14 protein-coding genes are annotated in these 15,193 nt (G+C 70.4%); 7 read left to right on the top strand and 7 right to left on the bottom strand.

Going from position 1 to position 15,193, the window contains the following annotated elements:
* Positions 1 to 15 precede the first annotated feature (15 nt).
* Both ACFQW8_RS01190 and ACFQW8_RS01185 read left to right on the top strand, forming a co-directional pair.
* On the top strand, positions 16 to 219 hold the full coding sequence (locus tag ACFQW8_RS01190) for a hypothetical protein (RefSeq protein WP_380085151.1): 204 nt from the start codon (positions 16 to 18) through the stop codon (positions 217 to 219).
* 77 nt (positions 220 to 296) lie between these two features.
* Positions 297 to 1,061 carry a lysophospholipid acyltransferase family protein gene (locus ACFQW8_RS01185; RefSeq protein ID WP_380085150.1) on the top strand — a complete coding sequence of 255 codons (765 nt, stop codon included), beginning with the start codon at positions 297 to 299 and terminating at the stop codon, positions 1,059 to 1,061.
* A 177-nt stretch (positions 1,062 to 1,238) separates the two neighbouring features.
* Here the strand turns inward: ACFQW8_RS01185 and ACFQW8_RS01180 are convergent, their stop codons facing one another.
* Together ACFQW8_RS01180 and ACFQW8_RS01175 are read right to left on the bottom strand one after the other, a co-directional pair.
* Positions 1,239 to 1,778 carry an NUDIX hydrolase family protein gene (locus tag ACFQW8_RS01180; RefSeq protein WP_380085149.1) on the bottom strand — a complete coding sequence of 180 codons (540 nt, stop codon included), beginning with the start codon at positions 1,776 to 1,778 and terminating at the stop codon, positions 1,239 to 1,241.
* A gap of 166 nt (positions 1,779 to 1,944) precedes the next feature.
* Positions 1,945 to 2,472, bottom strand: a complete 528-nt coding sequence (locus ACFQW8_RS01175; RefSeq protein WP_380085148.1) for a DUF2243 domain-containing protein — start codon at positions 2,470 to 2,472, stop codon at positions 1,945 to 1,947.
* Positions 2,473 to 2,571: 99 nt separating this feature from the next.
* Between ACFQW8_RS01175 and ACFQW8_RS01170 the strand changes: the two genes are divergently transcribed.
* Complete coding sequence (locus ACFQW8_RS01170; protein ID WP_380088550.1) at positions 2,572 to 4,029, top strand: protein adenylyltransferase SelO; 1,458 nt, start codon at positions 2,572 to 2,574, stop codon at positions 4,027 to 4,029.
* A 138-nt stretch (positions 4,030 to 4,167) separates the two neighbouring features.
* Here the strand turns inward: ACFQW8_RS01170 and ACFQW8_RS01165 are convergent, their stop codons facing one another.
* The 4 genes from ACFQW8_RS01165 to ACFQW8_RS01150 are packed head-to-tail and all read right to left on the bottom strand — an operon-like array spanning position 4,168 to position 7,948.
* Complete coding sequence (locus ACFQW8_RS01165; RefSeq protein WP_380085147.1) at positions 4,168 to 5,016, bottom strand: ECF transporter S component; 849 nt, start codon at positions 5,014 to 5,016, stop codon at positions 4,168 to 4,170.
* On the bottom strand, positions 5,013 to 6,629 hold the full coding sequence (locus tag ACFQW8_RS01160; RefSeq protein WP_380085146.1) for an ABC transporter ATP-binding protein: 1,617 nt from the start codon (positions 6,627 to 6,629) through the stop codon (positions 5,013 to 5,015). Before ACFQW8_RS01160 ends, ACFQW8_RS01165 begins: the two co-directional genes overlap by 4 nt.
* Positions 6,626 to 7,762: an energy-coupling factor transporter transmembrane component T gene (locus ACFQW8_RS01155; RefSeq protein ID WP_380085145.1), complete on the bottom strand. Its 1,137-nt coding sequence runs from the start codon at positions 7,760 to 7,762 to the stop codon at positions 6,626 to 6,628. The genes ACFQW8_RS01160 and ACFQW8_RS01155 overlap by 4 nt, the downstream gene beginning before the upstream one ends.
* Positions 7,763 to 7,783: 21 nt before the next feature.
* Positions 7,784 to 7,948, bottom strand: a complete 165-nt coding sequence (locus tag ACFQW8_RS01150; protein WP_380085144.1) for a hypothetical protein — start codon at positions 7,946 to 7,948, stop codon at positions 7,784 to 7,786.
* 10 nt (positions 7,949 to 7,958) lie between these two features.
* On the opposite strand from ACFQW8_RS01150, the gene ACFQW8_RS01145 reads away from it, so the two are divergent.
* On the top strand, positions 7,959 to 8,378 hold the full coding sequence (locus ACFQW8_RS01145; protein ID WP_380085143.1) for a hypothetical protein: 420 nt from the start codon (positions 7,959 to 7,961) through the stop codon (positions 8,376 to 8,378).
* A gap of 367 nt (positions 8,379 to 8,745) precedes the next feature.
* Here ACFQW8_RS01145 and ACFQW8_RS01140 read toward each other — a convergent pair whose 3' ends face one another.
* A complete protein-coding gene (locus tag ACFQW8_RS01140) occupies positions 8,746 to 10,317 on the bottom strand; it encodes a hypothetical protein (protein WP_380085142.1) in 1,572 nt (523 codons plus the stop codon).
* 517 nt (positions 10,318 to 10,834) lie between these two features.
* Between ACFQW8_RS01140 and ileS the strand changes: the two genes are divergently transcribed.
* Genes ileS through ACFQW8_RS01125 form a run of 3 tightly spaced genes read left to right on the top strand, consistent with a single transcriptional unit; the run spans position 10,835 to position 15,190 of the window.
* Positions 10,835 to 14,194 carry an isoleucine--tRNA ligase gene (gene ileS / locus ACFQW8_RS01135; protein WP_380088548.1) on the top strand — a complete coding sequence of 1,120 codons (3,360 nt, stop codon included), beginning with the start codon at positions 10,835 to 10,837 and terminating at the stop codon, positions 14,192 to 14,194.
* 55 nt (positions 14,195 to 14,249) lie between these two features.
* Positions 14,250 to 14,723, top strand: coding sequence for a helix-turn-helix transcriptional regulator (locus ACFQW8_RS01130; protein ID WP_380085141.1), 474 nt, complete (start codon positions 14,250 to 14,252; stop codon positions 14,721 to 14,723).
* A 23-nt stretch (positions 14,724 to 14,746) separates the two neighbouring features.
* The gene (locus tag ACFQW8_RS01125) at positions 14,747 to 15,190 is read left to right on the top strand and encodes a VOC family protein (RefSeq protein ID WP_380085140.1); all 444 of its coding nucleotides are present in this window, start codon (positions 14,747 to 14,749) and stop codon (positions 15,188 to 15,190) included.
* Positions 15,191 to 15,193: the final 3 nt, after the last annotated feature.

Genomic DNA, 15,193 nt, shown 5'->3' with positions numbered 1-15,193 from the left:
ACGGAGTCCAACGCCGTGAAGAGGCGCGAGGTGCTGCGCCTCGGCGGTGCGCTCGTGACGGCGCTCGTCGGAGGCGCAGTCGCGGTCCTCGCGCGCTCCGCCGTGACCCCAGGAATCCCGGAGCCGGCAGGCGTCCTATGGCGGGTGGGAGCCGTTGCAGGCGTCGCGGCGTGTCTGCTCGTGGCCGGCTCCTCGATCATGCGTCGGCAGCGGCCGTGATGCTGGCGTGGGTGGGACGCGGGCTGGTCGACCGATCGCAGCCATGACGCAACCTACGGACCCGTAGGCTGACGTCCATGGAACCCGTCTACACCCCGGTCATCACCACCGCCCGTGTCGTGTTCGCGGCCCAAGGGCTGAAGTTCAGGATCGAGGGGGCTGACAACGTTCCACGGTCGGGTGGCGCCGTCATGGCGATCAACCACACCGGCTATTTCGACTTCACGTATGCCGGTCTGGCTGCCATCGACTCGAAGCGTCTCGTGCGTTTCATGGCCAAGCAGTCGATCTTCTCCCACAGGGTCGCCGGACCGCTCATGCGCGGGATGAAGCACATCCCGGTCGACCGCAGGGACGGCCGTGGCTCCTTCAACCGGGCCGTCCAGTCGCTCAAGGACGGCGAGATCGTCGGCGTCTTCCCCGAGGCCACGATGTCGCGCTCGTTCGAGCTCAAGGAGTTCAAGCCGGGCGCCGTCCGCATGGCCCAGGAGGCCGACGTGCCGATCCTGCCGACGACGATCTGGGGATCCCAGCGCGTGTGGAGCAAGAACACTCCCAAGCACCTGGGGCGCAAGCGGATCCCGATCTTCATCACCGTCGGTGACCCGATCCGCGTCGACCCGGCCGAGAACCGCGTCGAGGCGACGGTGCGCCTCCAGGCGGTGATGCAGGCCCAGCTCGAGGCCCAGCAGGCCGCCTACCCGCCCATGACCGGTGACGACCTGGTCTTCCTTCCGGCGCGCCTGGGAGGCAAGGCCCCGACGCCCGAAGAGGCCAAGGCCGAGGACGACGCCGACATGACCCGCACCGTCGACAAGTTCAACAAGGGCCGCAAGGCCTGACCCGTCTCACTCAGGTGGGACCAACTCCGCGCTCTGCGCGCAAAAAGTGCCCGTTCGCCGCAGTCCCATCCGCGCTGCGCGCGTAGACCGCACTCCGCGCTCCCGCCAGGCCCAGCCAGCGGCGAACGGGCACTTTTTGCGCTTGGCGGGTTGCGTGCCCTTTCGCTCGCAGCCCTCTCAGACGGGGTGGCCCAGGTGCGCAAGGGCTTGGCGCAGGAGGACTCCGTGGCCGCGTTCCATCTCGGCAAGGACGCCGGGGGCGAGGGCTTCGTCGGGGGTGAGCCAGGCCAGGTCGAGGGCGTCCTGCTGGGGGGCACAGTCGCCGGTGACGGGCACGACGAAGGCGAGTGACACGGCGTGCTGGCGTGGGTCGTGGAACGGCGTGACGCCCGGGGTGGGGAAGTACTCGGCCACGGTGAAGGGGACGGGTGAGGTGGGGACCTGCGGGAGGGCCATGGGGCCGAGGTCCTTCTCGAGGTGGCGGAGCAGGGCGTCACGGACGCGCTCGTGATAGAGCACTCGGCCCGAGACGAGCTCGCGCTGGATGTCTCCGTCCGTCGAGGCCCGCAGCAGGAGTCCCACCGCCGCGACGGCTCCCCGCTCGTCGACGCGGACCGGCACGGCATCGACATAGAGGATCGGCAGGCGCTCACGTGCGTTGTCGAGCTCCTCACGGCTCAGCCAGGCGCGGGCGTTGTCGAGCTCGAGGTCACTCATGGCCGCGATTGTGCCAGTGGACCCGGTCGGTCACGTGCAGGTGGTCGACGAGGCCGCAGGTTGGCCGGGTCGGGGCGTCGGACTCCCCAGCGCGAGCGAGAGCAGGACCCCTAGACCGGACAGGAGGGCCCTGCCCGCGGCCATCCGCCCGCCGGGAGCTGGTCCGTCACGGGTTCGGGAGGCGTTGCGAGGCCTGCAGTCGCATGCGGGCGAGTCCACGGTTGTGCAGCAGCCATCCACCGATGATGAGGAGCACACCGAGCAACAGGAAACCGACGTCCCACGACAGCGGCCCACCCAGGTCGTCGCGCACGTGGTGAATCCCGAGAAGGTGATGGTTCACCAGTCCCTCGACCACGTTGAAGACTCCCCAGCCGCACAGGACCAGGCCGAAGTGGAACGACCAGCTGGGCGCGACCCGTCCCGCGCGCCAGGCATGTATCGCGGTGACGGAGCCTGCTAGGACCAGGAACCACGTGGCCAGGTGGAAGAAGCCGTCGGCGAGGGTGTTCACCTCGAGCCCGGCCAATGTGGTCATCGGGTACCTCTCGACGTCACTCACCATGTGGTGCCACTGCAGCACCTGGTGGAGGATGATGCCGTCGACGAAGCCGCCCAGCCCGAGGCCGAACAACAGTCCGGACGCCTTGGACGGCATGAGCCGCTCGGTGGTGGCGGGCAGGTGGATTCCCATGCGCAGCCCCTACCCGTGCGCCGACGGAGGAAACCGAGGTCGGCTGCGCTGGTGGAGGAAGCCACTCGGGACGGTCCGGTCGGTACGCTTGACGGGGTGATGCCGACCTTCGAGACGTTCCCCTTCACCAAGCGCTTCGCTGCCGAGCTCCCTGAGCTGTCGCTCGAGTGGCAGGCGGAGGAGTCGCCTGATCCGCGGTTGCTGCTGCTCAACGATGCATTGGCCGCTGAGCTCGGCCTCGACCCGACGGCGCTTCGCGGTGTGAAGGGCCTCGGCCTGCTCACCGGCACACTGGTGCCCCTTGGTGCCACCCCGGTTGCCCAGGCCTACGCCGGCCACCAGTTCGGCGGCTACTCGCCGCGGCTCGGTGACGGTCGGGCACTCCTGATCGGCGAGCTGACCGACCGCCAGGGACGACTGCACGACCTCCATCTGAAGGGCTCAGGGCGCACGCCGTTCTCGCGTGGGGGCGACGGCCGGGCGACAGTCGGCCCGATGGTGCGTGAGTTCGTGGTGAGCGAGGCCATGCATGCTCTGGGCGTCCCCACGACCCGGGCGCTGGCGGTGGTCGCCACCGGCCGGCGTGTCAGCCGCGAGACTGTTCTCCCCGGGGCGGTGCTGGCCCGCGTGGCAAGCAGCCACCTTCGCGTAGGCAGCTTCCAGTACGCCGCCTCGAGCGGCGACGTCGACCTGGTGCGACGCCTGGCGGATCACGCCATCGAGCGCCACCACCCCGCGGCAGCCTCTGCGCAGCACCCGTACCGTGCTCTGCTCGATGCCGTGGTGACGGCTCAGGCCCGCCTCGTGGCGCAGTGGATGCTCGTCGGCTTCGTCCACGGCGTCATGAACACCGACAACATGACGATCTCCGGTGAAACGATCGACTACGGACCGTGCGCGTTCATGGAGGCGTTCGACCCCGACGCCGTCTACAGCTCGATCGACGTCGGCGGCCGCTACGCCTACGGGAACCAGCCGGTCGTTGCGGAGTGGAACCTCGCGCGGTTCGCAGAGACCCTCCTCCCGCTTCTCGCCGAGGATCAGGACCAGGCGGTGACGGTTGCGCAGGCGTCGCTGAACACGTTCGCCGGCAGCTACTCGGCCACCTACTCGGCGGGCCTCCGAGCGAAGCTCGGGCTGCCCACGACGCTGCAGCACTCGGTCAGCGACGAGCTTGGCGCGGAGCTGCTGCACCTTGTCCGCGTCAACCACGTCGACTGGACCAGCGGCTTTCGCGCCCTTGGGGCGGTGGCCCGTGGTGACACGCGGCCCGAACGTGGACCGTCTCTCGATCCCGCCACCATGCGTGACTGGCTCACCCGCTGGCGGCGGCTCGGCCCGGACCCAGCACTGATGGACCGCACCAACCCCGTCTACATCCCGCGCAACCACCTGGTGGAGGAGGCGCTCGACGCTGCCACCGCTGGCGATCTTGAGCCGGTCCAACGGCTGGTGGAGGTCGTTCAGCACCCCTTCGAGGAGCGTCCCGGCCTGGAGCGCTACGCCGGACCAGCACCAGAGGATTTCGGGAGTTACACCACCTACTGCGGCACCTGAGTGGCCCGCGCGCGAGCCATATGCCTCGCCCCGCCTCGCGTCAGGCGGAGGCGGCTCGTGCTCCTGTCGACGGCCCTTGCGGCTGCGGTGGTGCCGGTCGTGACGGAGGGGTTGGTCGGGATCGAGAGGTCACTGGTGCTACCCGTCTGAGGGACGGACGGTGTGTGGAGTGAACTCGACCGGCGTCTCGAACGCAGCCCTGCGGGCCGCGCGGCGCAGGGTGCGCAGGACGACGCTGCCGGTGAGACCGACGAGGACGATGTTGGTGATGGCGCGGCCGATGTCCCAGCCGAGGGAGGTCGCGAACGAGTACACGAGGAAGCGGTGGAGGTTGTCGAGGACCGGCGCTCCGGCGACGAAGGACAGCTCGCTCTCGACGCCGGTGGTGAACGGCCAGAACATGAGGTTGAGGGCGACGCCATAGAGCAGCCCCGACAGCGCCCCGTAGGCCGCGAGCAGCGCGATCTCGGCCCTGCCCTTCAGGGGCGGGAGCAGGCCGGCGCCCAGGCCGACCCAGGCGGCGCCCAGCATCTGGAAGGGCAGCCACGGTCCCACGCCTCCGGTGATGAGCGAGGAGGCGAAGAGCGTCGTCGCGCCGAGGACGAAGCCGAAGCCGGCACCGAAGACACGCCCGCCCAGGATGAGCAGGAAGAAGACGGTCTCGAGCCCCGCCGTCCCGGCGCCCACCGGTCGCAGCGCGGCGCCGACCGCGGAGAGGACGCCGAGCATGGCGATCGCCTTGACGTCGAGGCCCCCCTCGGAGATCTCGGCCAGCACCACGGCGAGCAGCAGGGGCATGATCAGCGAGAAGAGCAGGGGTGCGTCGGTCGAGTGGCCGAGGGCCGTCCCGGGATCGACGATGAGCGGCCAGCCGAAGGCGACCACACCGGCAAGGCTCACGGCCACGATCGCGAGGACCGAGCGGGGTCGTAGGCGGATCGCCCGGGTGCGACCTCCGCGCACCGTAGGAGCAGTGAGCACCGTCATGAGCCGCCCTCCACGGCATACCGGACGTCGTCGACGGTGAGCCACGGCTGGGGTGCGGTGATCTTGGCGACCTGGGGCGCGAACGCGGGGCTGGAGACGACGACGCGGGCGGTCGGGCCGTCGGCGACGAGCTCGCCGGCCGCCATGACGACGACGCGGTCGGCCGTCTCGGCGACGAACTCGACGTCGTGGGTCGACACGACGACGCAGCGCCCGCGCGCGGTCAGGTCGTGAAGCGCCCGGCGGAGAGCGGCCTTGCCGCTGTAGTCGAGGCCGCGAGTGGGCTCGTCGAGCAGGAGGACCGGTGGGTCGGCGGTGAGCTGGACGGCAAGGACGACGGCGAGCCGCTGTCCTTCGGACAGGTCTCGCGGGTGACGGTCGTCCGGTATGCCGGGTGCCAGGTCGTCGAGCAGGCTGCGGCAGGTGCCGAGTGGGCGATCGCTCTCGCGGTCGGCCTGGTGGCACTCGGCACCGACCGTGTCGAGGTAGAGGAGGTCGGACGCGGACTGGGGCACGAGGCCGACATGGCGGCGGCGCTGCGCGGCGTCGAGCCGGTGCACGTCGACCTCTGGCCGGCCCGAGCCCGAGACGTGGACGCTGCCCGAGCGCAACGGCCCCGAACCTTGCAGGCCCCAGAGGAGTGAGGACTTGCCCGCGCCGTTGCGTCCCATGAGCGCCGTGATCTCACCGCCGCGGAGCGAGAGGTCGACACCCACGACGGCGAGGACGGCGTCGTGCTGGATGACGACGTCCTTGGCGGCGACCAGGACGGGGCCGTCACCGGGTGTCTCGGTCCGAGGCGCGACAGGGAGGGTCCGCCATGCCACGGCGTGTCGGCGGGCGTCGCGCACGGCCAGGGGCAGGGGTGACCAGCCCGCCCAACGCCCGAGCTCGACGACCGGCGGTGCCACATCGGCGTTGATCATCACGTCCGCCGGGTCGCCCTGCGAGACCACGCCGTCGACGCCGACATGGATCACCGTGTCCGCGTACTGGAGGACGCGCTCGATGCGGTGCTCGGCGACGACGACCGTGACCGCGAGGTCGTGCACGAGGCGGGTGATCGTCGCGAGGACGTCCTCGGCCCCGGTCGGGTCGAGTGCCGAGGTGGGTTCGTCGAGCACGATGACCTTGGGGTGCGCCGTGAGGACCGAGCCGATGGCGACCCGCTGCTGCTGGCCACCCGACAGGTCACGCAGTGCTGCCCCGCGCAGGTCGGCGATCCCGAGGACGTCGAGGGTCTCCTCGACCCGCTTGCGCATGGTCGACGCCGACAGGCCGAGCTGCTCCATGCCGTAGGCGAGCTCCTCCTCGACCGTGTCCGTGACGAAACCGGCGAGCGGGTCCTGTCCGACGACGCCGACGAGGTCGGCGAGGTCTCGTGGGCGGTGCTCCCTGGTGTCGCGACCGTGGACACGGACGTGCCCGGCGAGCGTCCCGCCCGTGAAGTGCGGGACGTGGCCGGTCATCGTGCCGAGCAGGGTGGACTTGCCTGATCCGGTGCGACCGATGACGAGGACCAGCTCGCCCTCGTCGATGCGTAGCGAGACGTCCCGCAGCGTTGGCTTGGTGGCACCGTCGAAGGTCACCGAGACGCGGTCGAGCTCGATCACGACGTCCCCTTCCGCGTCTCTGTCAACGAGGCACGAAGTCGATCCGGGCTCCGTGTCGCGGGGGCGGGCGGCTCAGGCGTGAGGAAGGCGGGGAGCCCGGCGACGAGAAGGCCGGCCACCGCCACGAGGGGCAGGGCCGGCACGGCAAGGGGGCCGAGCGGCATACCCAGGGACGCGGCATCGCCGCGCGCCACGACGTGCACGGCAACGGCAGCGACCAGACCGGCGGCCACCGTCAGCCACTCCGGCCACTGCCAGGGGTCGGGCCGGTAGGTCGAGCGCGCGTTGCTGCGACCGCCGAGCCAGATGCCGGTGAGGGACAGCCCGACTCCCACCGCGAGGACGGGGGCGCCCAGCCACTCCGGCGTCGTCGCATCGAGGATCCCGTAGATCCCGACGGCGCTCGCGAGGAGGCCACCGAGGGTGCAGACGGCGGTGAGGAGGCGCTGGGCCGGGGCGACCTCACGACGACGCCCGTAGCCGCGCGAGTCCATCGCGGACGCGAGCATGAGCGAGCGGTCGAGGGTGTCCTCGAGGACGGGGAGGGCAATGCGGGGGAGGGCACGGATCCCGCGGGCCGTGTCACCACGCAGGGCGCGAGCCCGCATGACGCGCTGGACGCTCTCGGCCAGCTGGGGTGCGACCGTGATCGTCACGACCACCGCCGACCCGATCTCGCTCAGCGCACCGGGCAGGCTGCGCAGCAGGCGCTTGGGGTTCGCCAGGGCGTTGGCGGCACCGATGCACGCGATCATCACGGCGAGTCGCAACCCGTCGGTCATGGCGCCGAGCAGCCCTTCGAGGCGGACGTCGCCGAGGATGTTGATCCCCGCAGCCCAGCCCGGAAGGGTCACCTCGGGCAGGGGGAGCACGACGGTCTCGCCGACCTTGAGCCCCACGAGGACGTGGAGGAGCGTGCGCACCGCGACGATGAAGACTCCGAGCCAGAGATAGAGGCGGAACGACCTCGCCCACGGGGAGCTGCCCCGTCGTGACGTGACCACGAGCGCCGCGACCCCCAGGGCGGTGAGGAGGAGGAAGGGGTTCGTCACGGTGCTCACGGCGACGGCGAGCCCGATGGCCCACCCCCACCACGCGGCGGGGTGCACCGCGCGAGGCAGGAGCGGGCTCATCGGCTCGTCATCAGGGCAGCGTCACGGCGTCAGCGTGGCCTCTGGGGCAGCACCATCGCGTCGTCGCTTCAGGGCGACGGCACCGATGGCGGTTGCCAGGGCGAGGAGCAGGACGCCTCCGCCGACGAGTCGGCCGGAGCCCCCGGAGCCTCCTGAGCCGGTGCCGGCTGCCTTCTGGGCGATCACGTCGTCAGAGGTGACGGACGAGGTGGGCGCGGGTGAGCTGCTGGCCGTGGAGGAGCTGGGTGACGACGTCGAGGGTGATGCGCCGGTCGAAGGCGATGCTGGCGAACTGGGGGGCACCGAGGTGGACCCGGACGGTGGCGTCGTCGGGCCGGACGGGCGCGTGGTGGAGCCGGACGTCGAGCCGCGTGAGGGCACGGTGCTGGTGCCGGGTGCCGCAGTCGTCGTGCGCGGTGCGGAGGTCGTCGTGCGTGGTGCCGCGGTCGTGGCCCTGGGGGCGGCCGTCGTGGGTCGGGGTGCGGCTGTCGTCGGCCTCGGCCTGGCCGTGGCCGGCTTCGGTGCGGGCGCCGGTGCGGCCGGTCTCACCGAGGGGGGTTGGTTGCTGCCGGAGCCGAGGCGGAAGGCGACCGAGCTGCCGGGTCTGGGGTCGTAGCCGCCGGCGCCGACATTGGCGAAGTTCCACGACCCTCCGGCGCTGGCGTGCCAGAACGCCCAGAAGGAGTTGGTGGGTGGCGGCGCAGCACAGGCGTTCGTGGGGAGCCCGTCGATGCGGCAGATCAGCCCGGTGCGGTCGGCTTCGAGGTTGTGACCCACCTGCCGAAAGGCCGCCAAGGCTGATGACGGGTCACCGCTGGCGCATCGCGTCGACGCGCCATTGGCTGACTGGACGACGACGGTGACGCCGCTCGTGCCCGAGCACGCCGCGGCCTGGGCCGGAGCAGCTGCTCCGACGACCAGGGCCGCCGCGATGGTCGTACTCCCGGTGAGGGCGAGGAGTCGGACGGTGAGGTTGCTCGGACTCACTGGTGAGCACCTCGGCGGCGTGAGACGAGGATCGTCGCAGCGCCGGCGAGGAGGAGGAGCACCGCGATCAGCAGCGGCATCCGGGGCGAGGCGCCGGTGTAGGCCAGACCCTGCCCCGGCACGTCCACCGCCGGACCGCCGGCCTCCGGAGAGATCGGGTCGCCCGTGGCGGGACCGCCCGCCGTGGGTCCACCGGTGGTCGGACCACTGGTGGGTGGGCCGGTCACGGTCGGAGTCGTCGAGACGGACGGGGTCGGTGTCGCCGTGGAGGAGGTGGTGGGTGCGGCGCACGGCGTTGCTGTCGTGCCGGCGGCCATGCCGTCGTTCTCGACGGTGACGAGCGATCCCCCGACGAGACCGAGGACGGCCTGCGGCGTCGCTCGGATCGCCTTCTCGAGGTTGGCGGTGGTCGCTGCGCGGTCAGCGCTGGTGAACGTGATGCCACCGCGGTACGTGCTGGGCACCTCGCACTTCCACTGCAGGCTCATGATGAAGCTTGCGGCCTTGAGGTAGGGCACCTCGCGACCTCCGAGGGCGAACGCCTGGGCGGCAACGCCGGTGGTGTTGGCGTTGGCACCCTCACCGCTGGCGTTCGTCAGCGCTCCGTCGGCGCGCTGGCGTGACTCGAGGTAGGTCAGGGCGGCCGTGGCGTGGGTGGTGTCGCCGGCGGCGAGGAAGGCCTGCGCCGCGAACGCGGTGGCGTCCGGGTCGCTGACGCAGGCGGTCTCGTCGAGGCTGCCCCGGACACCGCCGTCGGGGCACTGCTGCTCGGCCAGGAAGGCAAGGCTGGAGTCCGGGATGGCGACGCCTGCCCGGTGGAGACCGATCATCGGGAGCGCCTGGTTGATCGTCACGCCGTAGTCGTTGTCCGCACTGCCGAAGCGACCTTCCGCCGTGACGAGGTCCTGGAGCGTGGCGACGAGGTCGAGGCCACCGAAGGCGCGGGGGTCGCGATCCTGGACGGCGGCAAGCACCAGCGCCTTGCCCGCCCCACCGACACTGGCCGGCGCGCCGGGAGCGTAGCTGACGTAGGAGCCGACGTTCCGCTCCACCCAGGCCGTTGCGGCAGTGGCGGCGGTGCCGCCCGTGCCGGTGGCGTCGAGCGCGAGGATGGCGTCGATCGTGTTGCCGGTGTCGGCATAGAGGTCCCCACCGGTGTCGGGGAAGTTCAGGTGGTCACCCGTGGCCTTCAGCTGCGTGGCCAGGAAGTGCGCGGCGTAGCGACCCTGCTGCTGCTCGAGGTTGCCCACCGGGACGAGAGTGAATGTCGGTTCCGCGGCGGCCTTGGGCGCGGCCGGGGCTGCGGGCGTGGAGCCAGAGGGGGTCGTGGTCTGCGGAGCCGGGGTGCTCGTGGCCGTCCCGCTGGGAGACGGGCTCGTCGAGGGGGAGGACGTCGGAGACCCGGACTCGGTGGCGCTCACCGAGGGGCTCGGGGTGCCGGTCGTGCTCGCGAAGGTCGTGGGGCTGGGAGTCGGGGTGGTGTCGGCAACCGCGACGGACGGCATACCCAGCGTGAGGGCGGCGAGCGCCAGGGGCGCGACTCGCAGGCGGAGGGAAGGACGGTGCATGTCTGGGACAGCCTTTGCAGGAGCGGTTCGTGACGAATGCCCGAAACCGGCCCAAAAGGCTGTCCGGGCTCCGTCCCGTGACCTCGACGGGTGATGTGGAGCCGCTCGCGCCTACGAGGAGGTCCGGCTCGCCACCCTCACGGGAGGCCTACGGTTGCGGGTCAGCGCCGGACTCGGACCGGCTTTCCCCCGCGGACGCGGTTGGTGTCACCGAAGGATCGGCAACGCTGGCGAGTCTAGCGCGCTCCGGAGTGCCCCCCAACTGCCGTTAGACTGGGCTCACAGGCGTTCGAGCCGTCATCAGCGGCGAGCCTCCGGAAGAACGGCGTCCCACGGGGCGCTCACTAGAACCGGACGACCGGGTCACGTGACGACCTACGGCAAGAGCGGTTGTATGCCGCGGACTCGAGAGAGTGCGCGGGTGCGGCAAGCGGGGTGGTACCGCGGTGCCACCGGGATCGGTCCCGGTGACGTCGTCCTCGGTCAGCAGGAACGACCAGCAGAGGACGAGACGACGATGACCTACCCCAAGGTCCCTTCCAGCCACCCCCGCGCTGCCCTCGGTGTGCCCTCGGTGGGAGTGCCATCGAGCCCGCGCTTCCCGCAGATCGAGGAGGCCGTCCTCGCCTACTGGGACGCCGACGGCACCTTCCAGGCGTCGATCGACCAGCGCGACGCCGGCGAGAACGGCGACAACGAGTTCGTCTTCTACGACGGCCCTCCCTTCGCCAACGGTCTTCCGCACTACGGCCACCTGCTCACCGGCTACGTCAAGGACCTCGTGCCGCGCTTCCAGACGATGCGCGGTCGTCGGGTCGAGCGCCGCTTCGGCTGGGACACCCACGGCCTGCCCGCCGAGCTCGAGGCGATGAGCCAGCTCGGCATCAAGACCAAGGACGAGATCCTCGAGCTCGGCATCGAGAAGTTCAACGACGCCTGCCGTTCCTCGGTCCTGAAGTACACCGACGAGTGGCGCGACTACGTGACCCGGCAGGCGCGCTGGGTCGACTTCGACAACGACTACAAGACGCTCAACGCGCCCTACATGGAGTCGGTCATGTGGGCGTTCAAGTCGCTCTACGACAAGGGTTTGGTCTACGAGGGCTTCCGCGTCCTGCCCTACTGCTGGAACGACCAGACGCCGCTGTCCAACCACGAGCTCCGCATGGACGACGAGGTCTACCAGCAGCGCCAGGACCCGGCCGTCACCGTCGGGCTGCGCCTCGAGACCGGCGAGCTCGCACTCATCTGGACGACGACGCCGTGGACGCTGCCGAGCAACCTCGCGATCATGGTCGGCCCCGACATCGACTACGTCGTCGTGTCGTCCGATGTCACCGGCACGACCGAGCGCTACGTCATCGCGGAAGCCCGGCTCGCGGCCTACGCCAAGGACCTGGGCCTCGACGCCGGCGCGCTCGAGGACGCCGTGGTGGAGCGCCTCACGGGCGCGGACCTGCTCGGTCGCAGCTACACCCCGCCGTTCTCCTACTACGCCGGTCACGAGAACGCCTTCCGGGTCGTCGAGGCGGACTTCGTCACGACCACCGACGGCACCGGGCTCGTGCACAGCGCCGGCGCGTTCGGTGAAGAGGACAAGATCGTCACCGACCGCGAGGGCATCGAGCCGGTCATGCCTGTGGGCGCCGACGGTGCCTTCACCTTCCCCGTGACCGAGTACGAAGGTCTGCTCGTCTTCGACGCCAACGCGCCGATCATCGAGCACCTCAAGGCGGCGACGCGTGGTTCGGTCGAGGCCGGTTCGGTGACGGCTGGCACGGTGCTGCTGCGCCGCGAGACCTACGACCACTCGTACCCGCACTGCTGGCGCTGCCGGCAGCCCCTCATCTACAAGGGTGTGTCGTCCTGGTTCGTCGAGGTGACGAAGTTCAAGGACCGCATGGTCGAGCTCAACCAGCAGATCGAGTGGGTTCCCGAGCACGTCAAGGACGGCCAGTTCGGCCGCTGGCTCGAGAACGCCCGTGACTGGTCGATCACGCGAAACCGCTTCTGGGGCAGCCCTGTTCCCGTCTGGCAGTCCGATGACCCGGCCCACCCGCGCATCGACGTCTACGGCTCCTTCGAGGAGATCGAGCGCGACTTCGGACGCCTGCCGCTGAACGCGCAGGGCGAGCCGGACCTGCACCGCCCGTTCGTCGACTCGCTCACCCGGCCCAACCCCGACGACCCCACCGGGAAGTCGACGATGCGGCGCGTGGAGGACGTCCTCGACGTCTGGTTCGACTCCGGCTCGATGAGCTATGCCCAGGTCCACTACCCCTTCGAGAACGCCGAGTGGTTCGAGCACCACTTCCCGGCCGACTTCATCGTCGAGTACATCGGGCAGACCCGCGGCTGGTTCTACATGCTGCACATCCTGTCGACGGCGCTGTTCGACCGGCCGGCGTTCAGCTCGGTGATCTCGCACGGCATCGTCCTGGGCTCCGACGGCCAGAAGATGAGCAAGTCGCTGAGGAACTACCCCGACGTGCGCGAGGTCTTCGACCGCGACGGCGCCGACGCGATGCGCTGGTTCCTCATGGCGTCGCCGATCCTGCGTGGCGGCAACCTCATCGTCACCGAGGAGGCCATCCGCGAAGGGGTGCGCCAGGTCCAGATCCCGCTGTGGAACAGCTGGTACTTCTTCTCCCTCTATGCCAACGCGTACGGCAGTGGAGGGGAGAGCTCTGGCAACGGTGCCGACGGACAGGGCGGGTATGCCGCGTCGTCGTCGACCGCGTCCACCGCACCGTTGGACCGTTATCTCCTGGCCAAGCTGCGGCAGCTGGTCGAGACGACGACGGCCCAGCTCGACGGCCTCGACGTCGCGGGGGCGTGCGACTCGGTGCGCGGGTTCGTTGACGTGCTCACCAACTGGTACATCCGCAGGTCGCGAGAGCGCTTCTGGGACACGGCTTCTGGTGACGGCTCTGATGGTTCGGACGCTGACACGCGCGCCGCGTTCGACACGCTCTACACGACGCTGGAGGTCCTGACCCGGATCACGGCGCCGTTGCTGCCGCTGGTCTCCGAGGAGATCTGGCGCGGGCTGACGGGGGAGCGGTCGGTGCACCTCACCGACTGGCCGTCGCCGGAGGAGCTGCCCGCCGACGACTCCCTCGTGGCCGGCATGGACCAGGCGCGCGTCATCTGCTCCGTCGCGTCGTCGCTGCGCAAGTCCGAGAAGCTGCGCGTGCGCCTGCCGCTGCGCGACCTCACCGTCGTCGTGCCCGGCGCGGCTGCCCTGCAGGACTTCGCGGGCATCATCGCCGACGAGGTCAACGTCCGCCAGGTCTCGCTGCTCGACCTTGACGCGGCCGGCGACAGCGACTTCGGGGTGACGCAGAAGCTCACCGTCAACGCCCGAGCCGCAGGTCCGCGACTGGGGCGTGAGGTGCAGACCGCGATCAAGGGCTCGAAGTCGGGTGACTGGTCGGTCGGTGAGGACGGCACCGTCACCAGCGGCGGGCTCGAGCTCCTCGAGGGTGAGTACTCGCTCGAGACCGTCGTCGAGGGCGGTGGCGAGTCGTCGCGGGCGACGGCGGTCCTGCCCGGTGGTGGCTTCGTCGTCCTCGACACCGAGGTCACGCCCGAGCTGGCGGCCGAGGGTCTGGCGCGCGACGTCATCCGCGCCGTCCAGCAGGCCCGACGAGAGGCCGGCCTGGACGTGAGCGACCGCATCTCCCTGACGGTGACGGGCTCCCAGGTCGTGTGGGAGGCGACGGTGGCGCACCAGGCGCTCATCGTCGACGAGACCCTCGCGACCCAGTTCGGCTCGGCCCCCCAGCTCGACGCGATCCCGGCCGGCAACGGCGCGACCGAGGCCACTGTGGGTGACGGTGAAACAGTCCGCATCCTCGTCACGAAGCTCCACTGACCGGCACACCCGCCTTTCGGAGGGGCAGCTGCCGGAGGCTGGCTACTCTGGGCCGGTGCCCGAGCCCACGCGTCGAGTCCCCGGTGACGTGCTCGTGCACCTGCGCCGAGCCCGCGACCACATCGACCGCGGGTTCGCGCAGGAGCTCGACCTCGACGAGCTCGCCACCATCGCCCGGTTGAGCAAGTTCCACTTCCTGCGGTCGTTCGCGAAGGTCTACGGACTCACCCCGCTCGCCTACCTCGGGGAGCGGCGCGTCGAACGCGCGCAGGACCTCCTGCGGACGACGAACCTCACCGTGACGGAGGTCTGCCACGCCGTCGGCTACTCGAGCCTCGGCTCCTTCAGCAGTCGGTTCCGCGAGATCGTCGGTGAGACTCCCAGTGCCTTCCAGGCGAGGTATGCCGTGAGCGGCGCCCCACGCATTCCTGGCTGTTGGGTCTTCATGACCGGTCTCGTCGAGAGGCGCGGCGACTCGGGAACCGAAGAGGGCGGCATACCGAGCAATTCGGGAGAAGCGGGGCGCTGACCCGGCGGCATACCGTCGAGCCCATGATCACCAACGTGTCCCTCGTGTCCGTCTGGGTGAAGGATCTCGACGAGTCCCTCGCCTTCTACACCGACGTCCTCGGCTTCGCCGCCGGCGACGACATCGTCCTCGGGGAGGACTTCCGCTGGGTGACCGTCACCCATCCTGACCAACCCGAGCTCTCGCTCCACCTCACGACCCCGAGCAAGCCTCTCTCGGACGACCTCATCTCGGCGATGCAGCGGGCGCAGGCCGAGGGCGGCCTCCCCGGGGTGGGCCTCCATGTCGACGACTGCCGCAAGACGGTCGAGGAGCTCAAGGCCAAGGGGGTCGAGTTCCTCCAGCAGCCCGAGGACCGTCCCTATGGCGTCGAGGCGCTCATGCGTGACAACTCCGGCAACTGGATGGTGCTCGTCGAGCCGCGTGAGTACACCCCCGAGGACTTCGACGGCGCCTCCTTCGACTGAGCC

This window comes from Knoellia altitudinis, assembly GCF_042666355.1.
Taxonomy (GTDB): Bacteria; Actinomycetota; Actinomycetes; order Actinomycetales; family Dermatophilaceae; genus Knoellia; species Knoellia altitudinis.
Note: the sequence above shows the minus strand (reverse complement) of the source record. Positions and strands in the feature narration are given on the sequence as shown.